Genomic DNA, 19,204 nt, shown 5'->3' with positions numbered 1-19,204 from the left:
ATAGCGAATTACCGGCAGCCGGACAAGAACCCAATCAGCCCCGTTCTCGGCGGTGCAGTCGAATCAATCGACAATTCTGTTCACGATTGTCGTCGAGTTGATCGAACAGGCGACCGAGACGCCGAATGCGATGACTACCGGCCGTGTCGCAGCGGTCCCGGTCAGATCGTCAGGTTCCACGTGTGTTCGCTGTCCGGACTGTCCAGCCACACCCGCTGGGTGGTCGGCGTGGCCGTGAGCCCGAACCGGTGCCACGCGGGGGCACCCATCGTCGCCCATTCGTCGTGTGCGTGTTCCACATCGGCCCACAGATCACGCGATCCGGCGTGATGCACCCGATACCGTCCCGACTCGCTGCCTGTGCGGTCCACCGAACACCAGGAGCCGTCACGGTGGGTCAGGCACGTTGCGGTCGGCGCGCCGTCGTCCACCGTGAGGGTGTGTCGCGTGCCCGCAGGCAGCCGGAACTGAGCCAGGAAACGGAACTCGCCGTCCAACTCCGCAGGATTCACGGCCGTGGTGCGTTCGTCGCCGCCGGACCGGTCCACCGTGGGCCACGGCTGTCCGACACCTGTCGCGTCGTGCCGTAGCGGCATGAACCGCCCGTACCAGTCGAGGAATCTTCCTTCCGCCATCAGCTCGTCGCCCCGGCGAAGGAGAACGAGGTTGCCCGCGCTCAGCTGCCCTTCCACGTCCACCAGGATGAGACCACCAGGTACGGCCTGTTCGATCCACGCGCCGGGAATGGCGGCCACCGAACACGTGGCCATGATCCGGTCATACGGTGCGTGCTCGGCTAGGCCGCCGCTTCCGTCTACGGCGCGGAGCACGGGCCGATAGCCGATCGTGGCGAGCCGGTCGGCCGCTGCGTCCACCAGTTCAGGGCGAAGGTCGATCGAGAACACCCGATCCGCCCCTAGCCGGTGGGACAGCAAGGCCGCGTTGTATCCGGTGCCGGTGCCGACTTCCAACACCGTGTGTCCATCGTGCACGTCCAGCGCTTCCAGCATCCGCACCATGAGGTCCGGTTTCGTGCTGGACGACACCGGAACCTGACGGCCGAACGAGTCGGCCACGACGGCGGTAGTCAACGTGGTGTCTGAGTACACCAGGTCGAGCCACGCCCGGCGCGATGCATCGTCGTCGGGCGTGACCAGTCGATATGTCGGGCCTTCCTGTTCGTAGTACCGGGGGACCAGTTCGTGCCTCGGCACCGCACAGACGGCCGCCCGCCACTCGTCGTAGTGCAGGTCGCCGTCTGCGGCCAGCTTGTCGGCCAACCTCTCCGCGCGGGTCTGCCATTCCTCGATCACGTCGGCACACCGTGCATGAGAAGGTCCACCAGCGTGTCCGTGAGCGGAACACCAGTCCGGGCCTCCAACCACCCGTACTGCCCGCCGGGGTTGGACTCCAGCAGAACCCATTGCCCGGACGGCGTGATGACGAAATCGAACGCGGAATACGTGATGCGAAACTCGGCCATGAACGCCTGGAGTCCTCTTCTCACTCCTGGCGGCAGGTCGAGAACCTTGTAGGTCAGCGCATCGTGGTCGGACCGCCAATCGGTATGACTGGCCTCGCTGCCCGCGTAGATACCGACGGCGTTCATCGTGTCACCGATGACCACTACACGTGCTTCATGGTCTTTCTCCACCCAATCCTGCATCTGGTGAAGGGTCACATCGATTCCGCGAAGGTCGGAGAAATCCTCGTCGGTCAGCCGACGAGTGAATCCGATCTTCCGAACACCCTCTTCCAAAACTCGGCTAGTGCCCAATGCCTTGTTGACGACTCCGGTCCTGCTGTCCCTGGCGAATCTACGAACGGCGTGGGGATCGTTGGAGATCAACGTGCGCGATACGGTGAGTCCACATCGGGCGGCTACCGCAAGTTGCAACGGCTTGTACACCGCATCAGCCGCCCGGTTTGGGTGGTTGACCCAGCACAACGGCAGGGAGGAGAGCACACCCCCCAATCCCAGTTTCGCTTCCCGGTTGGCATGTTCGCGCTCGGCCCGGCTCAAGCCCGCCGGGAACTCGAACGCCGTAGGGCTCCGATACCACGCCGACCGCAGCGATTCCAGTGCTATCGACCGGTGTGGAGTCCGAAGTTCCCCCACCCATCGGCCGCCGTCAAACTCGGCGTCCATGGTGAGCTGTTGCGGGAACCAACTGGTGTCAATCCGCAATACCGGAACCTCGCGCTCATTGAGTTTGAGCACAACCTGATCCGCGCTTCGGTCGAAGTCTTGAGCGAAGATGAGGACCGTCATACCTGCACCGGGTAGTCCGGAGCGAAGTCGTTTCCCCAGTCCTCGGATGGACCCTCGTCGCCGTCGTTGTCGCTGATGGACGACCACTCCATGTTCGGTGACAGTGTGACCATCGGGATTTCGCTGCCGTCGTCGGCCACCGACACTTGCTGTTCGTGGCTGTATGCGTATGCCGGAACCACCTGTTCCGGCATGGCACGGATGTGCCTCAGTCCGAACGGCCGCGTGGCCGGTCCGGATGCTGCCTCCGGGTTGTCCACCGCCGCTAATCCTGGCCTGGTCAGCGGAAACTGCGCGCTCACCGGGGCGAGTGGGTCGTCATAGAAACGCATCGTTTTCATTGTCCATCACCTTCACCATCGTTCGGCATCGAACGCCCTTCGTGTTCGATCAGACACGCTCAGTGTTGAGCGTAGTAGGGTCAGGACAGGACTTCAACGCCTCGCCCCGGCCGTTCGTACCGCCCGAACGGCAGCCGACGGCCGGGGATTTCCCCCGTTCGGCACGGGCTGTCTCGACCCCCGCTGCGGAACTCGCGGGCATGGTCATTCACGCGGCGAGCGGCTCGGATCGACGTCGCCGAACCGCGTGGTGCTCGCGCGAAAGCTGCCGGTAATCCTGGAAAGACGATGAGCAGAGCTGTCCCAAGCCTCCCAGCGCTGCCCGCAGGGGTGCGGCCTTCGAGGCGTGATCGGTCGTCGAGCTTGATCCAGGAGAGGAGGAGCAGACGGCTGTGGCGGCCCTCGAACGGTGGATGCCTTCGCGCCGACGGCGGCAGCCCCGGCGCCGGTTCCGTCCTCGCGCATCTCGGCAGCGCCCGTGGACCTGGACTACTGTCTGGAGAACATGTTCAGCCATGACGAGCTGCCCGGGGCCGCGCGAGTTGCTCGCCCCCGTCGCGTTGCGCTGGCCGGCAGGGCGGGCCGGTGAGCGAGGCCCGACAGGATCGGACCCGGGCGACCGACCTCGCGGCCCGACTGCGTCGCGCGGTGACGTGCGAGGTCGACGACGGCAGCCGTCGTCGCGCCGAGTACTCCACCGACGCCTCCAACTACCGGGTCGTCCCCGAGGTCGTCGTGTTCCCGGCCGAGGTCGACGACGTGCTCGCCACACTGGAGATCGCCAGGGCCGAGGGCGTGCCGCTGACCCCGCGCGGCGGCGGCACCTCGATCGCGGGCAACGCGATCGGTCCCGGCATCGTGCTCGACTTCTCCCGCCACCTCGGGCGGGTCCTCTCGCTCGACCCGGACGCCAGGACCGCGACCGTGCAGCCCGGTCTCGTCCTGGCCGATCTCCAACGGGCCGCCGCCCCGCACGGCCTGCGGTTCGGCCCCGACCCCTCCACCCACACCCGCGCCACCCTGGCGGGCATGATCGGCAACAACGCCTGCGGCCCGCACGCGGTGGCCTATGGGCGCACGGCCGACAACGTGCGCTCGCTGGACGTCGTCGACGGAGCGGGGCGACACTTCACCGCCGCCGACGACCTCGACGTGGTCCCCGGCCTGCGCGGGCTGGTCGGTGCCCGACTGGACGTGCTGCGGACCGAACTGGGTCGCTTCCCCCGCCAGGTCTCGGGTTATTCGCTGGAACATCTGCTCCCCGAACGCGGACACAGCCTGGCCAAGGCGCTCGTCGGCACCGAGGGCACCGTCACCCTCACCCTGGCCGCCACCGTCGACCTGGTTCCGATCGCCCCGGCCCGCATCCTGCTCGTCCTCGGCTATCCGACCATGCCCGACGCGGCCGACGCCGTGCCGCGTCTGCTCGCCCATCGGCCGCTGGCCGTGGAGGGGCTGGACGCGCGACTGGTCGACGTCGTGCGTCGACACCGGGGCGAGGCCTACGTGCCCGAACTCCCGCGCGGCGGCGGCTGGCTGATGGTCGAGGTCGGCGGCGCGGACCACGCCGCCGCCGAGGCCTCGGCCCGCGCGCTGCTCGCCGATGCCGACGCGGTGGACGCCGTCGTGCTGCCCTCCGGGGCACAGGCGACGGCGATGTGGCGGATCAGGGAGGACGGCGCGGGGCTGGCGGGCCGGACCCCGAACGGTAAGCAGGCCTGGCCCGGCTGGGAGGACTCGGCAGTGCCGCCGGCGCGGCTCGGCGCCTACCTGCGCGAGTTCGAGTCCTTGATGGACTCCTACGGCGTCGAGGGCCTGCCCTACGGGCATTTCGGCGACGGCTGCGTGCACGTACGGATCGGCCTGCCGTTGGAACGGGACGGTGCGGTGCTGCGTGCCTTCGTCACCGACGCGGCCCGGCTCGTCGCAGCGCATGGCGGGTCGTTCTCCGGCGAGCACGGGGACGGCCGGGCCCGAGGCGAGCTGCTGCCGCTGATGTACTCCGAGCGCGCCATCGACGCCTTCGCCGCGTTCAAGGGGTTGCTCGACCCCGAGGACGTCCTCAATCCGGGCGTGCTCGTCCGACCCCGTGCGCTCGACGCCGACCTGCGTCGGCCCCGGGCGATGCCGCTGCTCGCCGCCGACGGCTTCGCCTTCACCCACGACGACGGCGACCTGACCCGCGCCGTGCACCGCTGCGTCGGGGTGGGCAAGTGTCGGGCGGACAACGGCGCGGCGGGCGGGTTCATGTGCCCGTCGTTCCTGGCCACCCGGGACGAGAAGGACTCCACGCGCGGCCGGGCCAGGGTCTTGCAGGACCTGGCGAACGGCTCGCTCGTCACCGGCGGCTGGGCCGCGCCGGAGGTCCACGAGTCGCTGGACCTCTGTCTGTCGTGCAAGGCCTGCGCGAGCGACTGCCCGGCCGGGGTGGACATGGCCCAGTACAAGGCCGAGGTGCTGCACCGCAGGTATGCCGGGCGGCTGCGGCCGATCAGTCACTACAGCCTCGGCAGGCTGCCACTCTGGATGTCGTTGCTGCGCAGGCTGGGTCGGATCGGCCCCGCGCTGGCGAATGCGGTGTTCCAGGCGAGGCCGCTGCGGCGCCCGCTGCTGGCGCTGGCCGGTGTCGACGGCCGTCGGCGGGTTCCCCGATTCGCCGCCATGCCGTTCACTCGGTGGTGGCGGCGGAAGGCCGGGGATGCCCTGCGGTTCGGTGCGGCGGCGGGCTCGACGGCGGCCGGGGCGGCGAATTCGGGCGGTGCGCCCGGCTCGGCTGTCGGGTCTGGTCCTGCCGGGGCAGGCCTTGCCGAATCGCGCACCAGGGAAGGCGGCCCTGGCGAATCCCGTTCTGGCGAACCGAGTTCTGTCGAATCGGGCCCGGTCGAATCGAGCCCCGTCCGGTCCGCTTCGGCACGCGAGTCGGTCGAGTCGCGCGGCGAGCAGCGTCGGCAGGGCGGCCGCCGGGGATCGGTCGACTCGACCGAGCACGACGCCCGGCCGCCGGTGGTGTTGTGGGCCGACTCCTTCACCGACGGATTCAGCCCCGAGGCGGCGAAGGCGGCCGTCGAGGTCCTCGGCAGCGCGGGCTATCGGGTGATCGTGCCCGCGCGGCAGGCCTGCTGCGGGCTCACCTGGATCAGCACCGGCCAGCTGACCGGCGCCCGGCGCCGACTGCGGGAGCTGCTGTCGGTGTTCGGTCCCTATGCGGCCCAGGGCGTCCCGATCGTCGGGCTGGAGCCGTCCTGCCTGGCCGTGCTGCGATCGGACCTCGTCGAGCTGCTCCCCACCGACCCGCGCGCCCGGCAGGTCGCCGAGGCCGCGATCAGCCTTGCCGAGCTGCTCACCCACCGATCGGCGGGCGGGCAGCCGTGGCAGCCGCCGGACCTGACCGGCGTCACCGTCCTCGCGCAGCCGCACTGCCACCAGCACGCGGTCTACGGCTATGAGACGGATCTGGCCCTGCTGGCGAAGGCGGGCGCCCAGACCACGAGGCTCGCGGGCTGCTGCGGGCTGGCCGGGAACTTCGGCATGGAACGCGGGCATTACGACGTGTCGGTGGCGGTCGCCGAGAACGCCCTGCTGCCCGCGCTGCGCGAGCGCGCCGAGGACACCGTGTTCCTGGCGGACGGGTTCTCCTGCCGGACCCAGGCCGAGCAGCTCGCCGGGGTGCGCGGCGTCCACCTGGCCCAACTGCTCGCGCGCGGAGCCGATGATCCGGGGGAGTGAACGACCGCGTGCCGCGCGTGGGCGTCAGGATCAGGGCCTGCCCGGCAGGACGGGCGTCGGCCAGCGGGGATGGTCCTCGTCGATGACGAAGGCATGGGCGTGGCGGTGGGTGCCGGTCGACGTCTCGACGGCGTCGGTGAGGTGGTCAGGATCGGCGGTTGCGCTGGTGTGGACGTGTTCGAGCAGCTCGGGATCGTGCCGTGGCCAGCACCGCAGCGCGATGCCGAAGCCCGCGAGCGCGGGTCCCGCCAGCACGGCCCACGTCGCGGTGAAGCCCGCGTCGGCGACCAGCCAGCCCGCCAACGGGTAGGAGATCAGCCAGCAGGCGTGCGAGAGGGAGAACTGCGCGGCGAAGACCGCCGGTCGGTCCTCGGGACGGCTGGACCGCCGCAGCACGCGGCCGACCGGGGTGAGGACCAGCGCGGTGCCGACGCCGATGATCGCCCACACGCCCAGCGTCGCCGCCCAGCGTCCGGCGCCGCCTCCGTCATAGGGCAGCGCGATCGCGCACGCGACCCCGGACAGCAGGACTCCGCCGCCTGCGAGCATCACCGTGCGTTCCCCGAGTCGCGCCAGCACCCGAGGCAGCAGCAGCGCGACCAGGATGGTGCCGGTTCCGTTGGCGGCCAGCAGCCACGCCACGTCGGCCTGCGGGCGTGCGAGGGCGTCCTGGACGTAGTTGACGGTGTGCACCATGACGATTGCACCGACGGCGGCGACGGTCAGGTTGAGGCCCAGCAGGCCGCGCAGTCTCGGCGTGGCCGCGTAGATGCGCATGCCTGCGAAGGTCCGACGCCACACCCCGCCCCGGCCGCTGCGTGCCGCGCGGGGGATGCGGGCGGTCACGACCAGGAGCGCCGAGAGCAGGAAGCCGATCGAGGTGCCGGTGAACAGCCAGTGGAAGCTCAGCAGGCCGAGTAGCGCGGCGGCCAGTAGCGGGCTGAGCAGGCTCTCCATCGTGGAGGCGAGCTGTGAGGCGGACAGGGCACGGGTGTAGTCGCGTTTGTCGGGCAGGATGTCGGGCAGCACCGCCTGGAACGTCGGGGTGAACGCGGCCGAAGCGGACTGCAACACCACGATCAGCACATAGATCTGCCACACCTGATCCACGAACGGCAGGACCAGGACCACCGAGGCCCGGACGACGTCCAGCGTCACGAGCATTCCCCGCCGAGGCAGCCGCCCGGCATAGGCGCCCGCGACGGGGGCGACCACCACGTAGGCGATCATCTTGATCGCCAGAGCCGTGCCCAGGACGGCGGCCGCATCGGCCCCGGCGAGTTCGTAGGCCAGCAGTCCCAGCGCCACCGTCGTCAGGCCGGTGCCGAAGAGCGCCACGAGCTGCGCGCCGAACAGATGTCGGTAGTCCCGCTGCGCGAACAACGACGTCATGCCGCACCACTTCCCCCGTCTCGAGTACCCGTGCGGCACTATAGGTGCTTGTGTACGCACATGAGAACTCTACGGGGCAGTGGGACCGGCTTCCCTCGCCCGACCACGTCGACGTCGCGGTCACCGCCTTCAGCATGTTGTCCGATCCGACCCGGATGCGGCTGCTCTGGCTGCTCTGCGGCGGTGAGTTCGACGTCGCGAGCCTCGCGGGCCTGGTCGACGCCGCGCGTCCTGCGGTGTCCCAACACCTGGCGAAGCTCCGGCTCGCGGGCCTGGTCACCCATCGGCGAGAAGGCCGCCGTGTCCTCTACCAGGCCCGAGGCGGCCATGTTGGACGGTTGTTGGCCGAGGCGGCCAACGCGGCGGACCACCATCTTCACGGCCTGCCGGATCACGATTGAGGTGGCGTGAAACCGGTTGTCGACGGCAGCGGCCCTGCCTGGTGGGTCGACGGCTGTCCACCTCGTCGCAGGGCGTGATCGAAGTGCCCCTACTGCTCGGCCGTACTGTCGTTGTGCGTCCGGTCGGCGGAGAACGCCGTCTCGGGTCCGGTGTCCGGGTCGAATCTCCGCCTGATTCGACTGCTTCCCGGCCGAGCCGCGTGCGCGGGCAGCTACCGCAGCTTCGAGTTTTCGCCGGATTCGAATCACGAGTCGGCGGTGCCTGACCCCGCCGAGTCGCTGTCTCGCAGCGCCGAGCCCGTTGCGCCGCCCGCCACGCACGTGACCCCGGACCCCGGCCTCAGCCGCGTGCCGTCTACCGCCGTCAACCCGAGAGATAGCCCTCGCGCAGCGCCCGGCGCGCTCGCCAAGCGCGCGCCGAGACGGAGGTGGGTGTCAGGCCGAGATCGGTCGCCACCTCCTTGGGCCGGTGTCCTTCGACGTGGACGCGGTGCAGGACGTCCTGCCAACCTGGCAGCAGGCCGTGGAATGCGCGGGCGAGATTCGCGTACTCCTCGTCCCGGACGACGCGATCGAGCAGGGAGGTGTCTGCGGCGACCGCACGCGGATGCGTCGCGTCGCTCAATTCCGCCACCCAGGTGATGTGCTGTTCGCGGCGGTGGTGATCGATGCCGATGGCGCGGACCACCGTGCAGAGGTAGGCCCGCAGGTGGCGGATGGGCGGCCCCTCGTTCAGGCAGCGCCGCAGGGTGCGGGCCACCGCCTCGGCGGCCAGGTCCTCGGCGGTGGCGGTGTCGGCGACCAGGCTTCTGGCCGTCCGCAGCATGGTGGGCCAGTGCGTCATGATCTCCGCGCCGAGGGTCGTCGCGTCATCGCATCGGGACATCGATGCTCCTCTCGGCGTCGGGGCGGTCGCGGCCAGCGTGCTGCGGGATCGGCAGCCGCCCCGGTGCGGCGGCGCTGCCGTGGGCCGGGTCGGGTTCTCGGTCGTCGAGGTCGGGTCGCGGAACCTGATGTCGATACGACATGCGGATGTCCTGAGGTGTCGGGGAATGAAAAGGTTCCGGTGGCCCGGCGGCGGGTGCGGGCAGCGTGATCCCGCAGCCGAGCGGCCGCCGGGTGTCCACTGGGGTTGATGACGGTGCGGATTCGGTGCGGAATGACCGGTAGGTGCTGCTGTCGAGCAGATCAGGCTTCCGGGTGGTGATCCGTCTTCTGATTGCGGGGCGTCTCGTGTTCCTTCTCGTGTTCGAGACTTTCCGCGACGGTCTTGTCTTCTCGCGGGCAGAAATAGCAGGTTCGTGATCGGCGATTGAAGGCTTCTTGTTCGGTCTCGTCCGGGCGCTTCTTCATCCAGGGTTTCAACATGGCGGGTCTCCAGCGGCGACGTGTCGGGTTGCGGGGTGGAACACGGGGCGGTCGTGCGGTGCGACACCGCGATCGACAGCGTTGCGACGGCGCGGGCAGCACTCCGAGGTGACGGACGCGAGGTCGTCAGCGGATGTCGGGTCCGGTCAGGTGGGCGACGGCGCGGGCGGCAGCGGTGGCGAGGGCGCTGCGGGGCACCACGGTGAGGCGGTGCAGGACGAGGCGATCGGCGGTGAGGGTCACGGTGGCCTGCGGGCCGAGGACCCTCACCCGCAGCACGCAGGTGCGCAGCGACCGGCCGACCACGCCGAACTCGATGGCCGCCGCCGGGCGTTCGGTGGTCACCGTGCTCAGCAGCAGGCCCGTCGATCGGGCGCTCAGCGCGGCGAATCCGCGACCCTGACAGGCCAACGACACCGAGCGGCTCGCCCGGTCGGCGACCAGGACCAGCGTCATCGGTTGTCCGGATGCCGCCCGTGCGGGCACGCCCGCGACGCAGGAGGCCGTCATGACTTGCCGCCGACCGGCCACAATGGACGGCCGAGATACGGCCGGACCCGCGCGGCGTGCAGGTGGCGCACGGCGCCGATCGGCCACCACTGCATCGGCGGCGCCGACGTCCGAAGCGGTGACGACGTCCGGGTCGGACTCGATGCCGTCCCGATGACACGAAGGCGAGGTGCCTGCGCGACCACCCGCAGTCGCGGGGCACGGCCCGACACCAGCCGCAGCCACGGGCGTCGCCTGCCGCCGATCACCGGGTCACCACCAGCGACCGGATGGCGCGGGGGTGGTGCACGGGGGCGAGGCAGTCGGGACAGGTCTGCCAGTCGAAGAAGCAGGACTCCAAGGGCCGCCGGTTCAGCGGGTGGAAGACGGCGTCGGGGGCGCAGCGAGGCGCGACCTGCGGCGCGGGCAGGTTCGCCGCGCTGCACAGGTGGGTGTCGCCGACGGAGACCGACCGGACGAACCACGGGCCCGACGGCGAGCGCGGCTCGGTCATGACGCCTCCATTCCGGCCAAGGCCTCCCGCGTGTCCAGCTCGGTGAATGCCCGGCGCAGCGCCGCGATCAGCGTCGGCACGTCGGCCGAGGCGATCCACCACCGGGCCACCAGGTCGACGCCCCGGAGCCGCAGCACGGCGAGTTCGATGCCCGTGGCCTGCCGCTCCAGCCGCATCCGGCGCGGTTCGCCGTCCTGTATGGCGGGCACCTCCAGGAACCGGCCCCGCCCCAGCGTGTCGAGCAGATCCGTCATGTCGGTCCTGGCCGACTCGACCCGTACCGCCTCGGCGGAGCCGGTACGGCCGCCCACCACCGCGATCCGTTCCCCGGCGACCTCGATGGACAGCGCGACGACGTGCCGCCCGAGGTAACTGAGCCACTCCGCCGACACGGAGTCCGCCGCGTTCACGGCGAGACCCGCAGATGCCGAGGAAGCGTGCCGATCAGCGGCGGGCAGGGCGGCGCCGGCCGATAGGGGACGGGCGCGCGCCGGGCCGGGGCCGAAGTGGACGGTGTCGAGTCGGCGGCCTGCCGGATCGCCTCGGCGGTGATGGCCTGCATCTCGGCCATGCGACGGCGAGAGGGCGGGCGGCGGCGGTTCGTCCAGGTGCGGTTGCACCAGCGATGGAGCGCCACGCCTCCTGCGCAGAGCGCGGCCCCAGCAATGATCAACGGGTGGTCCACAGTGACCTCCTCAGATGGCGGGATAGTGTTAGGCCTAACGGTAGGGTGCAGTGTTAGGCCTAACAAGCAACATCCGCCAATCGAGTGATCGAGCTGTGGTTATGCTCTGGTCATGGCTAGACCACGCAGCGGACGACTTCGCACGCCGGGTGCCCGATCGCTGGGCAATGCGCTTCGCTCGGCGAGGAAGGCTGCGGGTCTGTCCACCGAGAACTCGGTCGGAGACTCGACCGGAGTGCGCCGTGGGTCCTGACGCTGGAGCGCGGAGAACTCCTGATCACGCCGGATGTGGTCTCAGCGGCCGCTGTCGCGATTGGACTGCCGCATGCCGAACGCGAGCGCTTGGTCGAGCGGGCGCGAGATCTGGGCGCTTCACCGTTCACTCCCGGAACAGATCTACCAGATCAGCTTTCGACGCTGATCGGGTACGAGCGTGAGGCCACAGCGATCACCGAGCTGTCTCGGGTGGTCCCTGGTTTGCTCCAGACCCGCGACTACGCCCGAGCCATGGTCGAATCATCGGGCCCCGGTCGATACGATGTGGAAGAGCTTGTCGAGGCTCGGTTGGCCCGGCAGGGCGTACTCGGTTCTTCGACGTCGGACGTGCCCGCTTACACGGCCTTCATGGATGAATCGGCACTGCAACGGCCAGTGGGTTCACCCGATGTGATGGCGGCTCAACTTCGTCGACTTTCTGAGACCCGTCCGAGAGTCACGATTCGGGTGATTCCAGTCTCCGCAGGTCCCTACGTCAGCATGGTGTCGAGTTTCAGCCATTTCTCGTTTCCCGATGCAGACCCAGTCGTCTATCTGGAGCACTTCGCTACTGGAACCTACCTCGACAAGCCTAGGGACACCGACCCCTACGGGCCTGTACTAGCTAGTCTTCACGATGTGGCGCTGCCTTCGGACAAGTCCGCAGAGGTCATCGCACACCACCAACAGCAGCACGAGAGGCAGGCGGGATGACCATGTTCACCGGATGGCGGAAGGCGACGGCCAGCGGCGGGCAGGGCGGCTGCGTCGAGATCGGTGCTGCCCCCGGCTTAGTCGGCATCCGGGACACCAAGAACCGCGACGGCGGCACGCTCGTCGTCGGGCGGACGGCGTTCAATGCGTTCCTGGGCCGAGTGAAGGAAGATCGACTCGGCTGAGCTGGTCGCCCCTATCGTGGTGTGTGTTCCGAGCACGCACCAGGTGTCCCGGCTCTTCTGCGGTCGGGACGCCGGGTCCGTGATCGCGCTCCGTGGTCTAGGCCGGATGGCGCTGTGCCATCATGGATCGAGCACGGAGGGTGAGGAGGTGGATCTTGTCAGTGACCGATGTGGTCGAGCGCCTCAGGATCGCCAATGCAAAACTGGACGAGGCGCGGGCAGCGGCAGCGCGGGCGATAGTGGCGCTTTCCGATGGAGCCGAGATTTTCGATGCCGTGACCAGAACGTCGGTCTGGCCTCAAGTGGCGGCTGCCCGTCAGTGCGCGGCCGACGCTGCTGAGGACGTGCGACTCGGGAGTCTGGGATCGCTGGGAATGTGTCTCCTGGGGAACGTCCGTCGGCCTCTACATCTTGGACCCGATTGAGGCGAGATAAGCCTCGCCCTGCTGCGATTGAGCATCGTCGCCTTGGTGGCAGGAGATCACCTCTGCCACCAAGGCGTGTATCATGGAAGCTGCGCCGACTACCACCATCGACCCACCGAGGTAACACATGACAAGTCGTTCTTACATCCTCCATTTTCCGCTATCGGACAGTGAAAATTTTTATCCTTCAATAGCGAAGCACCTTCACGATATTCGAAACTCAGCTGACCTGGATTTATTCGATCCCGCCCACTTGCACCTTCCCCTACTTGAGATATCAGACAATTCCGGACTTTGCCATCACAATCTTATCAGAATCATGGACACGGTCCGATTCGTAATATCGGAAAACTACACGGAGCACCCGATTGTTCAATTCAAAGAATTGCGACATACGACACGATCGGTGGCGGCAATCCTGAAAGACCCCTTAGCGATAACCAACCTGAGGAAGACACTAGCATCCTCCTTGGACGCCACGCTTAAAACGAAAGATTTCTCCGGAAAAATCCAGGAAGCAGCCCCTGCCGTAACGATAGCAATGGCTGCGACCCCGCAGGGAGATTCCCGGAAAACCCACCAGACTCCGCCCTGCACTGTCACGGAATTCACAACGCCGCCAGTTTCACTTCCATACGTTGCATTAAGCATAACAGATAGCGTCATATATGACCGCTGGACACTGTTCGACCGCATCCGTTTTCCATCGAGCATGACTCAGAAGCCTCAGTAATATCCAAGCCGGGTCCGGAAGACTTCAGTAAGTCCTAGAGAGCAGCAGCCCAGCCGGCAGGATAGGGGGCATTTCAGCCGTGAAATCTGGATCTGTTTCAGAGAACACACGTGCCAACCGAAATGCTGCCGTCCGCCTGATAATCGACGCTCGCAATGCTCGAACACTCTCGCTTCATCCGGGCAGCCGGTTCCTTCCCGCGCTCGAACCAGATGCGTTCGGCCTCCGGAGTGGAAAACCCCGAGGCACGCACGTCCGTACGGTCGGAGAATGTCCTGAACCATCGAGTCCCACGCTGCCAGCTCTCGCCACCAGGTCACCACTGATTCCCAGGAATTCCCGCGCCTCCTCCAACGGATGACAGTACGATTCGCCCTCCACACCGCTGTCATAGAAGAGGAAATCCTCTTCCCACCCGACTACGATAGAAACATCAACTGCCATGTCGCCTCCCCAGCAAGTCGAAACGATAGCGGTTCCGGCAAATCCTTCGGCTCCCGGGAACCACCGACCGCGCTACGGCCCGAGGTCCAAGGTGGCCGCCGGGAGGTCAGAAGAACATGCAGTCGACAAACAATTCTTCGGATTCGAATTTTGAATCCTGCGGAACATCGATATTGAAGGTTTTCTGGTACTCCCTATTCCAATCATTAAGCTCTCGGGCCAGCTCCCTACTGAGGCCGAAAAAATCAGCCGCCTCATCGACGGTTCGATTGTAGTACTCACCATCCCTGGCGTCGAAGTACATCGGCGGCATCGTGTACCCCGTAAGGATGGCGAGGTTCACAGGTTCGCCTCCCTGACCCATGAACGCCTTCCTTGAAGAGAGCACCCCATCACGATCAATTTTCCCTCGAACCATTGCACCGACTCGGGTAAACTTATCCCTCAACCACAGAGTCGATCCCGACTGACCGATCACAGCTCCGGATTCTTGCCCGGCCGATTGAGCTATGGACACGTTCAGAAAACACACGTGCCCGCCGGAATACTGCCGTCTGCCTGGTAATCGACGCTCGCAACGCTCGGGCACTCTCGTTTCATCCGGGCAGCCAGCTCCTTTCCTCGCTCAAACCAGGCGTGCTCGGCTTCTGGAGTGGAGAATCCCGAAGCATCCAGGTCCGTACGGTCCAGGATGGATTGAAACGTCGCATCCCAAGTTTCCAGCTCTCGCAGCAGGTCACCACTGATCCCTAGGAAATCCCGCGCCTCGTCCAAAGGGTGACAGTAGGCTTCGTCCTCCACTCCACTGTCGTAGAAAAGAAAGTCCTCTTCCCACCCGACTACGATGGACACATCAACGGCCATGTCGCCTCCTTGGCGAGTCGAAACGATACCGGTTCGGGCGAATCTTTCGCCTCACGGGAACCGGGTTGGCTCCCACGATAGCACCGTTAATCACCGTGATAGCCACCCTATGGATTCGACCATCGAATTCCAACTCATACACGGGCCGATCGGTAGCGACATACCCGACGATTTTTCCATAGGCGAGCGCAGCGAAGATCAGATCGACGACCCGCTCGGCAGGTACTCCCATCGCTTCAAAGTCGCCGATCCGCGACTTTCCCAGTATGTGACCGACGCCCTCTCGATCAGTCTTGTCTTCCAATCGGACAGGTCGGCCATCACGGTCGCGACTGATTCGCACCACGGCGGATGGGTCCACATCGGGATAGCTTCGACGTACCCTGGCTATCCATTCTTCATCGGAGAAGGATTCCCTGTCGATGTCGTCGTGTGCGAGACGCTCAGCCGCACCAGGCGTGATCGCATCTTCGGCGTCTAGTGCCATCGAGTCACCGAGTCCGTATCCGGCAATGCCGATACAGTAAGTATTGATGAAGCCCTGAGCACCGTTCATCGACTCAACCCCCGTTTGCCTCACCAACAGCCCCGTGCGTTGCGCAGGCCTCAATCGATGGCCAGATGGAGTGTAGTGTCCTTAAGGGTACTACTAAATCGGATTCATCCGTTGCGTATTCAGCCTGGACTGTGGCTGTGGATTCTGTGATGACAGGGGTCGGCTGAGATCCCAGAACCGTTGGCTGGGGGCTGGCTGACGCGCTGGTGATCCCTAAACCAAGCAGTGAGGCAAGGAGCAGTGTCAGGATGGTAATGGTCCTGCCGATGGTTGAACGAATTCTCGGTTCCAATGTCTCTCCTCGTCGGATTGATATATGACGATACGGCGACTTGCTTGCTTCGGCGCCGCATCCAGGGTCTATTGAGACAATATCTTCAGCGACGATGAGCTCGACAGCCATATGGGTGACAAGAGGGAATAGTGACGGGAGTCACGTTGATTATCTGTCGCATGGAGTAGAGGTTTAGGCCATTTGCCCCAATGGCAGAATCTGGAAGTGTCTGCTAGCTTAACTGGGTTGACGAACCATCTATACCCCTGCGGGAAGTGCTGCGCCGTGCAACCGCTCGAAACTCCCCGCACCGCACTCAGCACGAAGTCTTCAACAGTCCGTGCAGCTTCCCTATTCGGCACCTCGCACTGCAGAATCAGAACTCCGCCAAGTTCCAAGCCATCTACAACGCAGCCGACCCCATGGGGTCGGAGTTCCCGTCCCGTGAGGAAGCGCAGGCATGGGTGGATCGCGGCAAGGAGTTGGCCGCTCGGATGAGTCGGGAGTGTCCGAGGGTTGCCAGTGTCGACTATCAGGCCGACGGCAGTATCCCGCAGGGCACCCGCGTGTTCTGACCAGGGCTCATCGTGCGGACTACGACAGATCCTGCCTCCGGTAGGTCGCGAAGACGCCCTTGACCGCTTCGGTGACCGGCAGGTCGCCATCGATGAGTACCCACCGATGATCGTCGTGTTCGGTCAGCTCCACCGGCGTGGTTGCCTTGACCGTGACGGCGAAGTTGAACTGGCGGCTCGGCTTGCCGCTGCCTGAGGTGTAGTCGAAGTGGCCGAGGTATCGGTCGATGCTGGTGACGTCGAGCCCGGTCTCTTCCTGCACCTCGCGGGTGAGCGCGTCGTCGAGTGCTTCGCCGGGATCGACCTTGCCGCCGGGCAGCTCGTAGATGCCGCCCATGAAGTCGTCCTGCGGCCTGCGCAGCACCAGTGCCTTCTTACCGTCGACGACGGCGCCGACCACGAGTTGGAGGATGCCATCGGCTGCGGCCTGATCGGTCAGCTCGGTGACGAGTGCGGTATCGATCACTGAATTATTCCTTCAGTTCGTGGTGACGAGCGACCACCTTACGGACGCCGTCGATGTACTGCTTGACGAGTGTGCCACCTCAACCTGGCGCCATACCGGCATGGTGAGGGCGGGATCGCCAACCGTCTTGTAAAGCCGATAAGCGGGCGGTCGATCGGCGGAGAAATGCCGGTAATCCCGTTGTGTGCATCCGTCCGGGGAATCCCGACAGCAGCTGACCACAGTGGCCTGCAAGGTTCCAAAAGTCCGACCTCTCCGGCGTTTCCACTGGTCAGGGCCACCGGTCATCAATGACCGCCCGATGACCGCTCAATGATCTCCTCGGTGAACGGCGTCGTCGATACCGTGGCCTGACCGAATTGATCATTCATCAGGAGGCGAAGAGCGTGACGACGAATCGACGGGCACTCATCGGAGTCGCGGGCGCGTTGACGCTCGTGCTCAGTGCGACCGGGTTATCGCCCGCAGCCGTGGCGCAGGACGAGCACGCGGCGACTCAGGAGGCGCTCAACCAGTACCAGGCGGTGGGCGGGCCGGGCGCGGCCGTCTATGCGGGCGATGCCGACTCGGCGTGGACGCTGACCGCAGGAACGGCGAGGTTCGGGCAGCAGCAGCCGATCACGGCGAACGACCACTTCCGGCACGGGAGCCAGACGAAGACGTTCACGGCGGCGGTGATCATGCAGCTGGTCGACGAGGGGCTGATCGCGCTGGACACGCCGATCGAGACCTACCTGCCCGGCGTGGTGACCGGCAATTACGACGGCAACGTCATCACGACGCGGCAGCTTCTCCTGCACACGAGTGGCATGGTGCGGGATGTCCGCGACGCGCAGCAGGCCCCGGACGGCACGTACGAGCTGGCGGAGCTGGTCCGCTCCGCGATGGACGAGCCTCCGCAGGGCGCAACCGGCGAAGGGGTGCACTACTCCAACGTCAACTACCTGGTGCTCGCTCTGCTGATCGAGCAGGTCACCGGCGATTCCATCGGCGATGCGGTCACCGAACGGATCATCGAACCGCTCGGGCTCGAGGGTACGTCGTTCCCGGAGCGGGGAGACCGTGCGCTGCGGGCACCGTTCGTGCCCGGGTACGCCATCGTCCGGATTCCGCCGCTCGTGTTCTGGACGGAGATCACGACAGCGGTCGAGCTGTCGGTCTGGTCCGGTTCAGGCGGGATGGAGTCCACGCTCGAGGATTCGGCGACGTTCTTCCGGGCGCTGCTCGACGGGGACGTGGTCTCGGAGAGTGCACTGGCGGAGATGCGGGACACCGTGCCGTACCTGGATGACTTCGGCATGGGCCTCGGCCTCACCGAACGGGAACTCTCCTGCGGTGGCACTGCCTGGTTCAAGCACGGCGCCCTGTCGACCGGGCACACGTCTGTGACGGCGGCGACCGACGACGGCCGGTTCGCCTCGCTGGTCACGAACACCTTCGTGACCAGCGAGGTTGCGACGACGAGGGCCGACGCGGTCTTGGATGCAGCGCTCTGCGACTGATCGGCACGGGCAGGCGCGGATCGCGCCTGCCCCCGGTTCCCACTCGGCCGGGTGGGACCAGCGCACCGTCGCCGTAGTCGGGGCGGTGCGCAGCTCGGCAGGCGGGCCGAGGCTCGCGGCGGTTCAGGGGGTGTGCCGCGAGCCTCGGCCCGTCGGCGGGATCTCCGGCCACGACGTCGGTGTAGTGCCTGCCCGGCATCGACATCGGACGGGACACGGTCCGGGGGGATCCGTCAGCGTCGTCCGCCCGCCTGCTCGGTCGTCTGCTGGTCCTGTCGCGCCTCGTCGAGCATGGTCAGGTAGCCGTCGAGCCTGCCTGCGCCTGCGAGCAGGGTGCGGCTGCGCCTGGTCAGCCGGTCCGCCCAGGAGCGCAGGAACGCCGCGAACGCCTCTGCTCCGCCCGCCTCGCGGAGCGAATCGAGGAACTGCGCGACCTGTTCCAGCCGGTAGCCGCCCCGGCGCAGCTGCCGGGCGATCTCGGCGTCGCGCACGCAGTCGGGGCCGTACCGACGGTAGCCCGTCGCCCGGTCGCGTTCGGGGTGCAGGATGCCCTCGGTCTCCCAGGTGCGCAGCGTCGCCGGGTGCAGGTCGAGCCTGCGGGCGAGTTCGCCCACGGTCAGCGATCGGCCGTTGATCGGCCGGGGTGTCGTGGTGGCCAGGCTGTCCAGGGACGCCGCGACCTCGGCGCGGGTGTCGCGTTCCGCGAGGAGTGCGACGTGCGCGGCGTCGATGAGGCGATAGGCGGACTCGGTGTCGCCTCGGTGGATCGCCCGCATGATCTCCAGCGCCTGCTGATGCCCGTGGCCGCTGCGCAACGCGAGGAAGGCGCGCAGCGCCTGCGCATGCCGGGGCGTGTAGCGCCGGTAGCCGGTCTTGCTGCGCTCGGCGGGCGGGAGCGCGCCTGCCTCCTCGTAGTTGCGGATCGCCTGGGCGGACAAGCCGTGTTCCCTGGCAAGGTCGACGGGGCGCACCCCTCACCTCCGATTGAGGCTTGATCTGCGTGATCAGCGAGTGTTCGAGGAA

The 19,204-nt window shown here is 66.8% G+C and carries 21 protein-coding genes; 6 read left to right on the top strand and 15 right to left on the bottom strand.

The genetic code is table 11. The features are described 5' to 3' along the window. Window positions 1-161: 161 nt before the first annotated feature. From UA75_RS20345 to tgmA, 3 genes are read right to left on the bottom strand one after another with little or no spacing between them, the layout of a single operon-like run. Window positions 162-1,313 (bottom strand): methyltransferase domain-containing protein, encoded by a 1,152-nt coding sequence (locus UA75_RS20345; protein WP_075741612.1) that lies wholly within the window; start codon window positions 1,311-1,313, stop codon window positions 162-164. Beyond that, on the bottom strand, window positions 1,310-2,272 hold the full coding sequence (gene tgmB / locus UA75_RS20340) for an ATP-grasp ribosomal peptide maturase (RefSeq protein ID WP_075741611.1): 963 nt from the start codon (window positions 2,270-2,272) through the stop codon (window positions 1,310-1,312). Before tgmB ends, UA75_RS20345 begins: the two co-directional genes overlap by 4 nt. Beyond that, window positions 2,269-2,604 (bottom strand): putative ATP-grasp-modified RiPP, encoded by a 336-nt coding sequence (gene tgmA / locus UA75_RS20335; RefSeq protein WP_075741610.1) that lies wholly within the window; start codon window positions 2,602-2,604, stop codon window positions 2,269-2,271. The genes tgmB and tgmA overlap by 4 nt, the downstream gene beginning before the upstream one ends. Window positions 2,605-3,198: 594 nt before the next feature. On the opposite strand from tgmA, the gene UA75_RS20330 reads away from it, so the two are divergent. After that, complete coding sequence (locus UA75_RS20330) at window positions 3,199-6,339, top strand: FAD-binding and (Fe-S)-binding domain-containing protein (protein ID WP_083690799.1); 3,141 nt, start codon at window positions 3,199-3,201, stop codon at window positions 6,337-6,339. Between the two features lie 30 nt (window positions 6,340-6,369). Here UA75_RS20330 and UA75_RS20325 read toward each other — a convergent pair whose 3' ends face one another. Beyond that, window positions 6,370-7,731 (bottom strand): MFS transporter, encoded by a 1,362-nt coding sequence (locus UA75_RS20325; protein WP_075741609.1) that lies wholly within the window; start codon window positions 7,729-7,731, stop codon window positions 6,370-6,372. 50 nt (window positions 7,732-7,781) lie between these two features. Between UA75_RS20325 and UA75_RS20320 the strand changes: the two genes are divergently transcribed. After that, entirely contained in the window at window positions 7,782-8,132 is a 351-nt protein-coding gene (locus UA75_RS20320) for an ArsR/SmtB family transcription factor (protein WP_075741608.1), read from the top strand. Between the two features lie 364 nt (window positions 8,133-8,496). Here UA75_RS20320 and UA75_RS20315 read toward each other — a convergent pair whose 3' ends face one another. The 6 genes from UA75_RS20315 to UA75_RS34040 all read right to left on the bottom strand — a co-directional run bounded on the left by UA75_RS20315 (window position 8,497) and on the right by UA75_RS34040 (window position 11,074). Continuing rightward, on the bottom strand, window positions 8,497-9,018 hold the full coding sequence (locus UA75_RS20315; RefSeq protein WP_075741607.1) for an RNA polymerase sigma factor: 522 nt from the start codon (window positions 9,016-9,018) through the stop codon (window positions 8,497-8,499). Between the two features lie 302 nt (window positions 9,019-9,320). After that, the gene (locus UA75_RS33210; protein WP_157434317.1) at window positions 9,321-9,500 is read right to left on the bottom strand and encodes a hypothetical protein; all 180 of its coding nucleotides are present in this window, start codon (window positions 9,498-9,500) and stop codon (window positions 9,321-9,323) included. A gap of 126 nt (window positions 9,501-9,626) precedes the next feature. Beyond that, on the bottom strand, window positions 9,627-9,956 hold the full coding sequence (locus tag UA75_RS20310; RefSeq protein ID WP_157434316.1) for a hypothetical protein: 330 nt from the start codon (window positions 9,954-9,956) through the stop codon (window positions 9,627-9,629). A gap of 298 nt (window positions 9,957-10,254) precedes the next feature. Then, the gene (locus tag UA75_RS20305) at window positions 10,255-10,503 is read right to left on the bottom strand and encodes a hypothetical protein (RefSeq protein ID WP_075741605.1); all 249 of its coding nucleotides are present in this window, start codon (window positions 10,501-10,503) and stop codon (window positions 10,255-10,257) included. Further along, entirely contained in the window at window positions 10,500-10,913 is a 414-nt protein-coding gene (locus tag UA75_RS20300; protein ID WP_075741604.1) for a hypothetical protein, read from the bottom strand. The genes UA75_RS20305 and UA75_RS20300 overlap by 4 nt, the downstream gene beginning before the upstream one ends. Next, window positions 10,910-11,074 (bottom strand): hypothetical protein, encoded by a 165-nt coding sequence (locus UA75_RS34040; RefSeq protein WP_157442286.1) that lies wholly within the window; start codon window positions 11,072-11,074, stop codon window positions 10,910-10,912. The genes UA75_RS20300 and UA75_RS34040 overlap by 4 nt, the downstream gene beginning before the upstream one ends. A gap of 270 nt (window positions 11,075-11,344) precedes the next feature. Here UA75_RS34040 and UA75_RS33200 point away from each other — a divergent pair, with 270 nt between their 5' ends. Further along, a complete protein-coding gene (locus UA75_RS33200) occupies window positions 11,345-12,157 on the top strand; it encodes a DUF5753 domain-containing protein (RefSeq protein WP_257787623.1) in 813 nt (270 codons plus the stop codon). Next, the gene (locus UA75_RS20295) at window positions 12,154-12,342 is read left to right on the top strand and encodes a DUF397 domain-containing protein (protein WP_075741603.1); all 189 of its coding nucleotides are present in this window, start codon (window positions 12,154-12,156) and stop codon (window positions 12,340-12,342) included. Before UA75_RS33200 ends, UA75_RS20295 begins: the two co-directional genes overlap by 4 nt. A gap of 1,708 nt (window positions 12,343-14,050) precedes the next feature. Here UA75_RS20295 and UA75_RS20290 read toward each other — a convergent pair. The 3 genes from UA75_RS20290 to UA75_RS33195 all read right to left on the bottom strand — a co-directional run bounded on the left by UA75_RS20290 (window position 14,051) and on the right by UA75_RS33195 (window position 15,364). Beyond that, on the bottom strand, window positions 14,051-14,392 hold the full coding sequence (locus UA75_RS20290; protein WP_157442284.1) for a hypothetical protein: 342 nt from the start codon (window positions 14,390-14,392) through the stop codon (window positions 14,051-14,053). A 71-nt stretch (window positions 14,393-14,463) separates the two neighbouring features. Then, window positions 14,464-14,808, bottom strand: a complete 345-nt coding sequence (locus UA75_RS20285; protein WP_075741601.1) for a hypothetical protein — start codon at window positions 14,806-14,808, stop codon at window positions 14,464-14,466. Beyond that, window positions 14,798-15,364 (bottom strand): hypothetical protein, encoded by a 567-nt coding sequence (locus UA75_RS33195; protein ID WP_157434312.1) that lies wholly within the window; start codon window positions 15,362-15,364, stop codon window positions 14,798-14,800. The genes UA75_RS20285 and UA75_RS33195 overlap by 11 nt, the downstream gene beginning before the upstream one ends. Window positions 15,365-15,913: 549 nt before the next feature. Here UA75_RS33195 and UA75_RS33190 point away from each other — a divergent pair. Further along, the gene (locus UA75_RS33190) at window positions 15,914-16,213 is read left to right on the top strand and encodes a hypothetical protein (protein WP_157434311.1); all 300 of its coding nucleotides are present in this window, start codon (window positions 15,914-15,916) and stop codon (window positions 16,211-16,213) included. Between the two features lie 19 nt (window positions 16,214-16,232). On the opposite strand, the gene UA75_RS20275 is transcribed toward UA75_RS33190, so the two are convergent. Then, window positions 16,233-16,679, bottom strand: a complete 447-nt coding sequence (locus UA75_RS20275; RefSeq protein ID WP_075741599.1) for an NUDIX domain-containing protein — start codon at window positions 16,677-16,679, stop codon at window positions 16,233-16,235. Between the two features lie 386 nt (window positions 16,680-17,065). Between UA75_RS20275 and UA75_RS20270 the strand changes: the two genes are divergently transcribed. Further along, window positions 17,066-18,181, top strand: a complete 1,116-nt coding sequence (locus tag UA75_RS20270; protein WP_083691049.1) for a serine hydrolase domain-containing protein — start codon at window positions 17,066-17,068, stop codon at window positions 18,179-18,181. Window positions 18,182-18,414: 233 nt separating this feature from the next. Here UA75_RS20270 and UA75_RS20265 read toward each other — a convergent pair whose 3' ends face one another. After that, window positions 18,415-19,152: a MerR family transcriptional regulator gene (locus UA75_RS20265; RefSeq protein WP_075741598.1), complete on the bottom strand. Its 738-nt coding sequence runs from the start codon at window positions 19,150-19,152 to the stop codon at window positions 18,415-18,417. Window positions 19,153-19,204 lie beyond the last annotated feature (52 nt).

The sequence above is a fragment of the Actinoalloteichus sp. GBA129-24 genome (assembly GCF_001941645.1).
Classification (GTDB): Bacteria; Actinomycetota; Actinomycetes; order Mycobacteriales; family Pseudonocardiaceae; genus Actinoalloteichus_A; species Actinoalloteichus_A fjordicus.
This window is presented reverse-complemented; position numbering and strand designations above follow the sequence as displayed.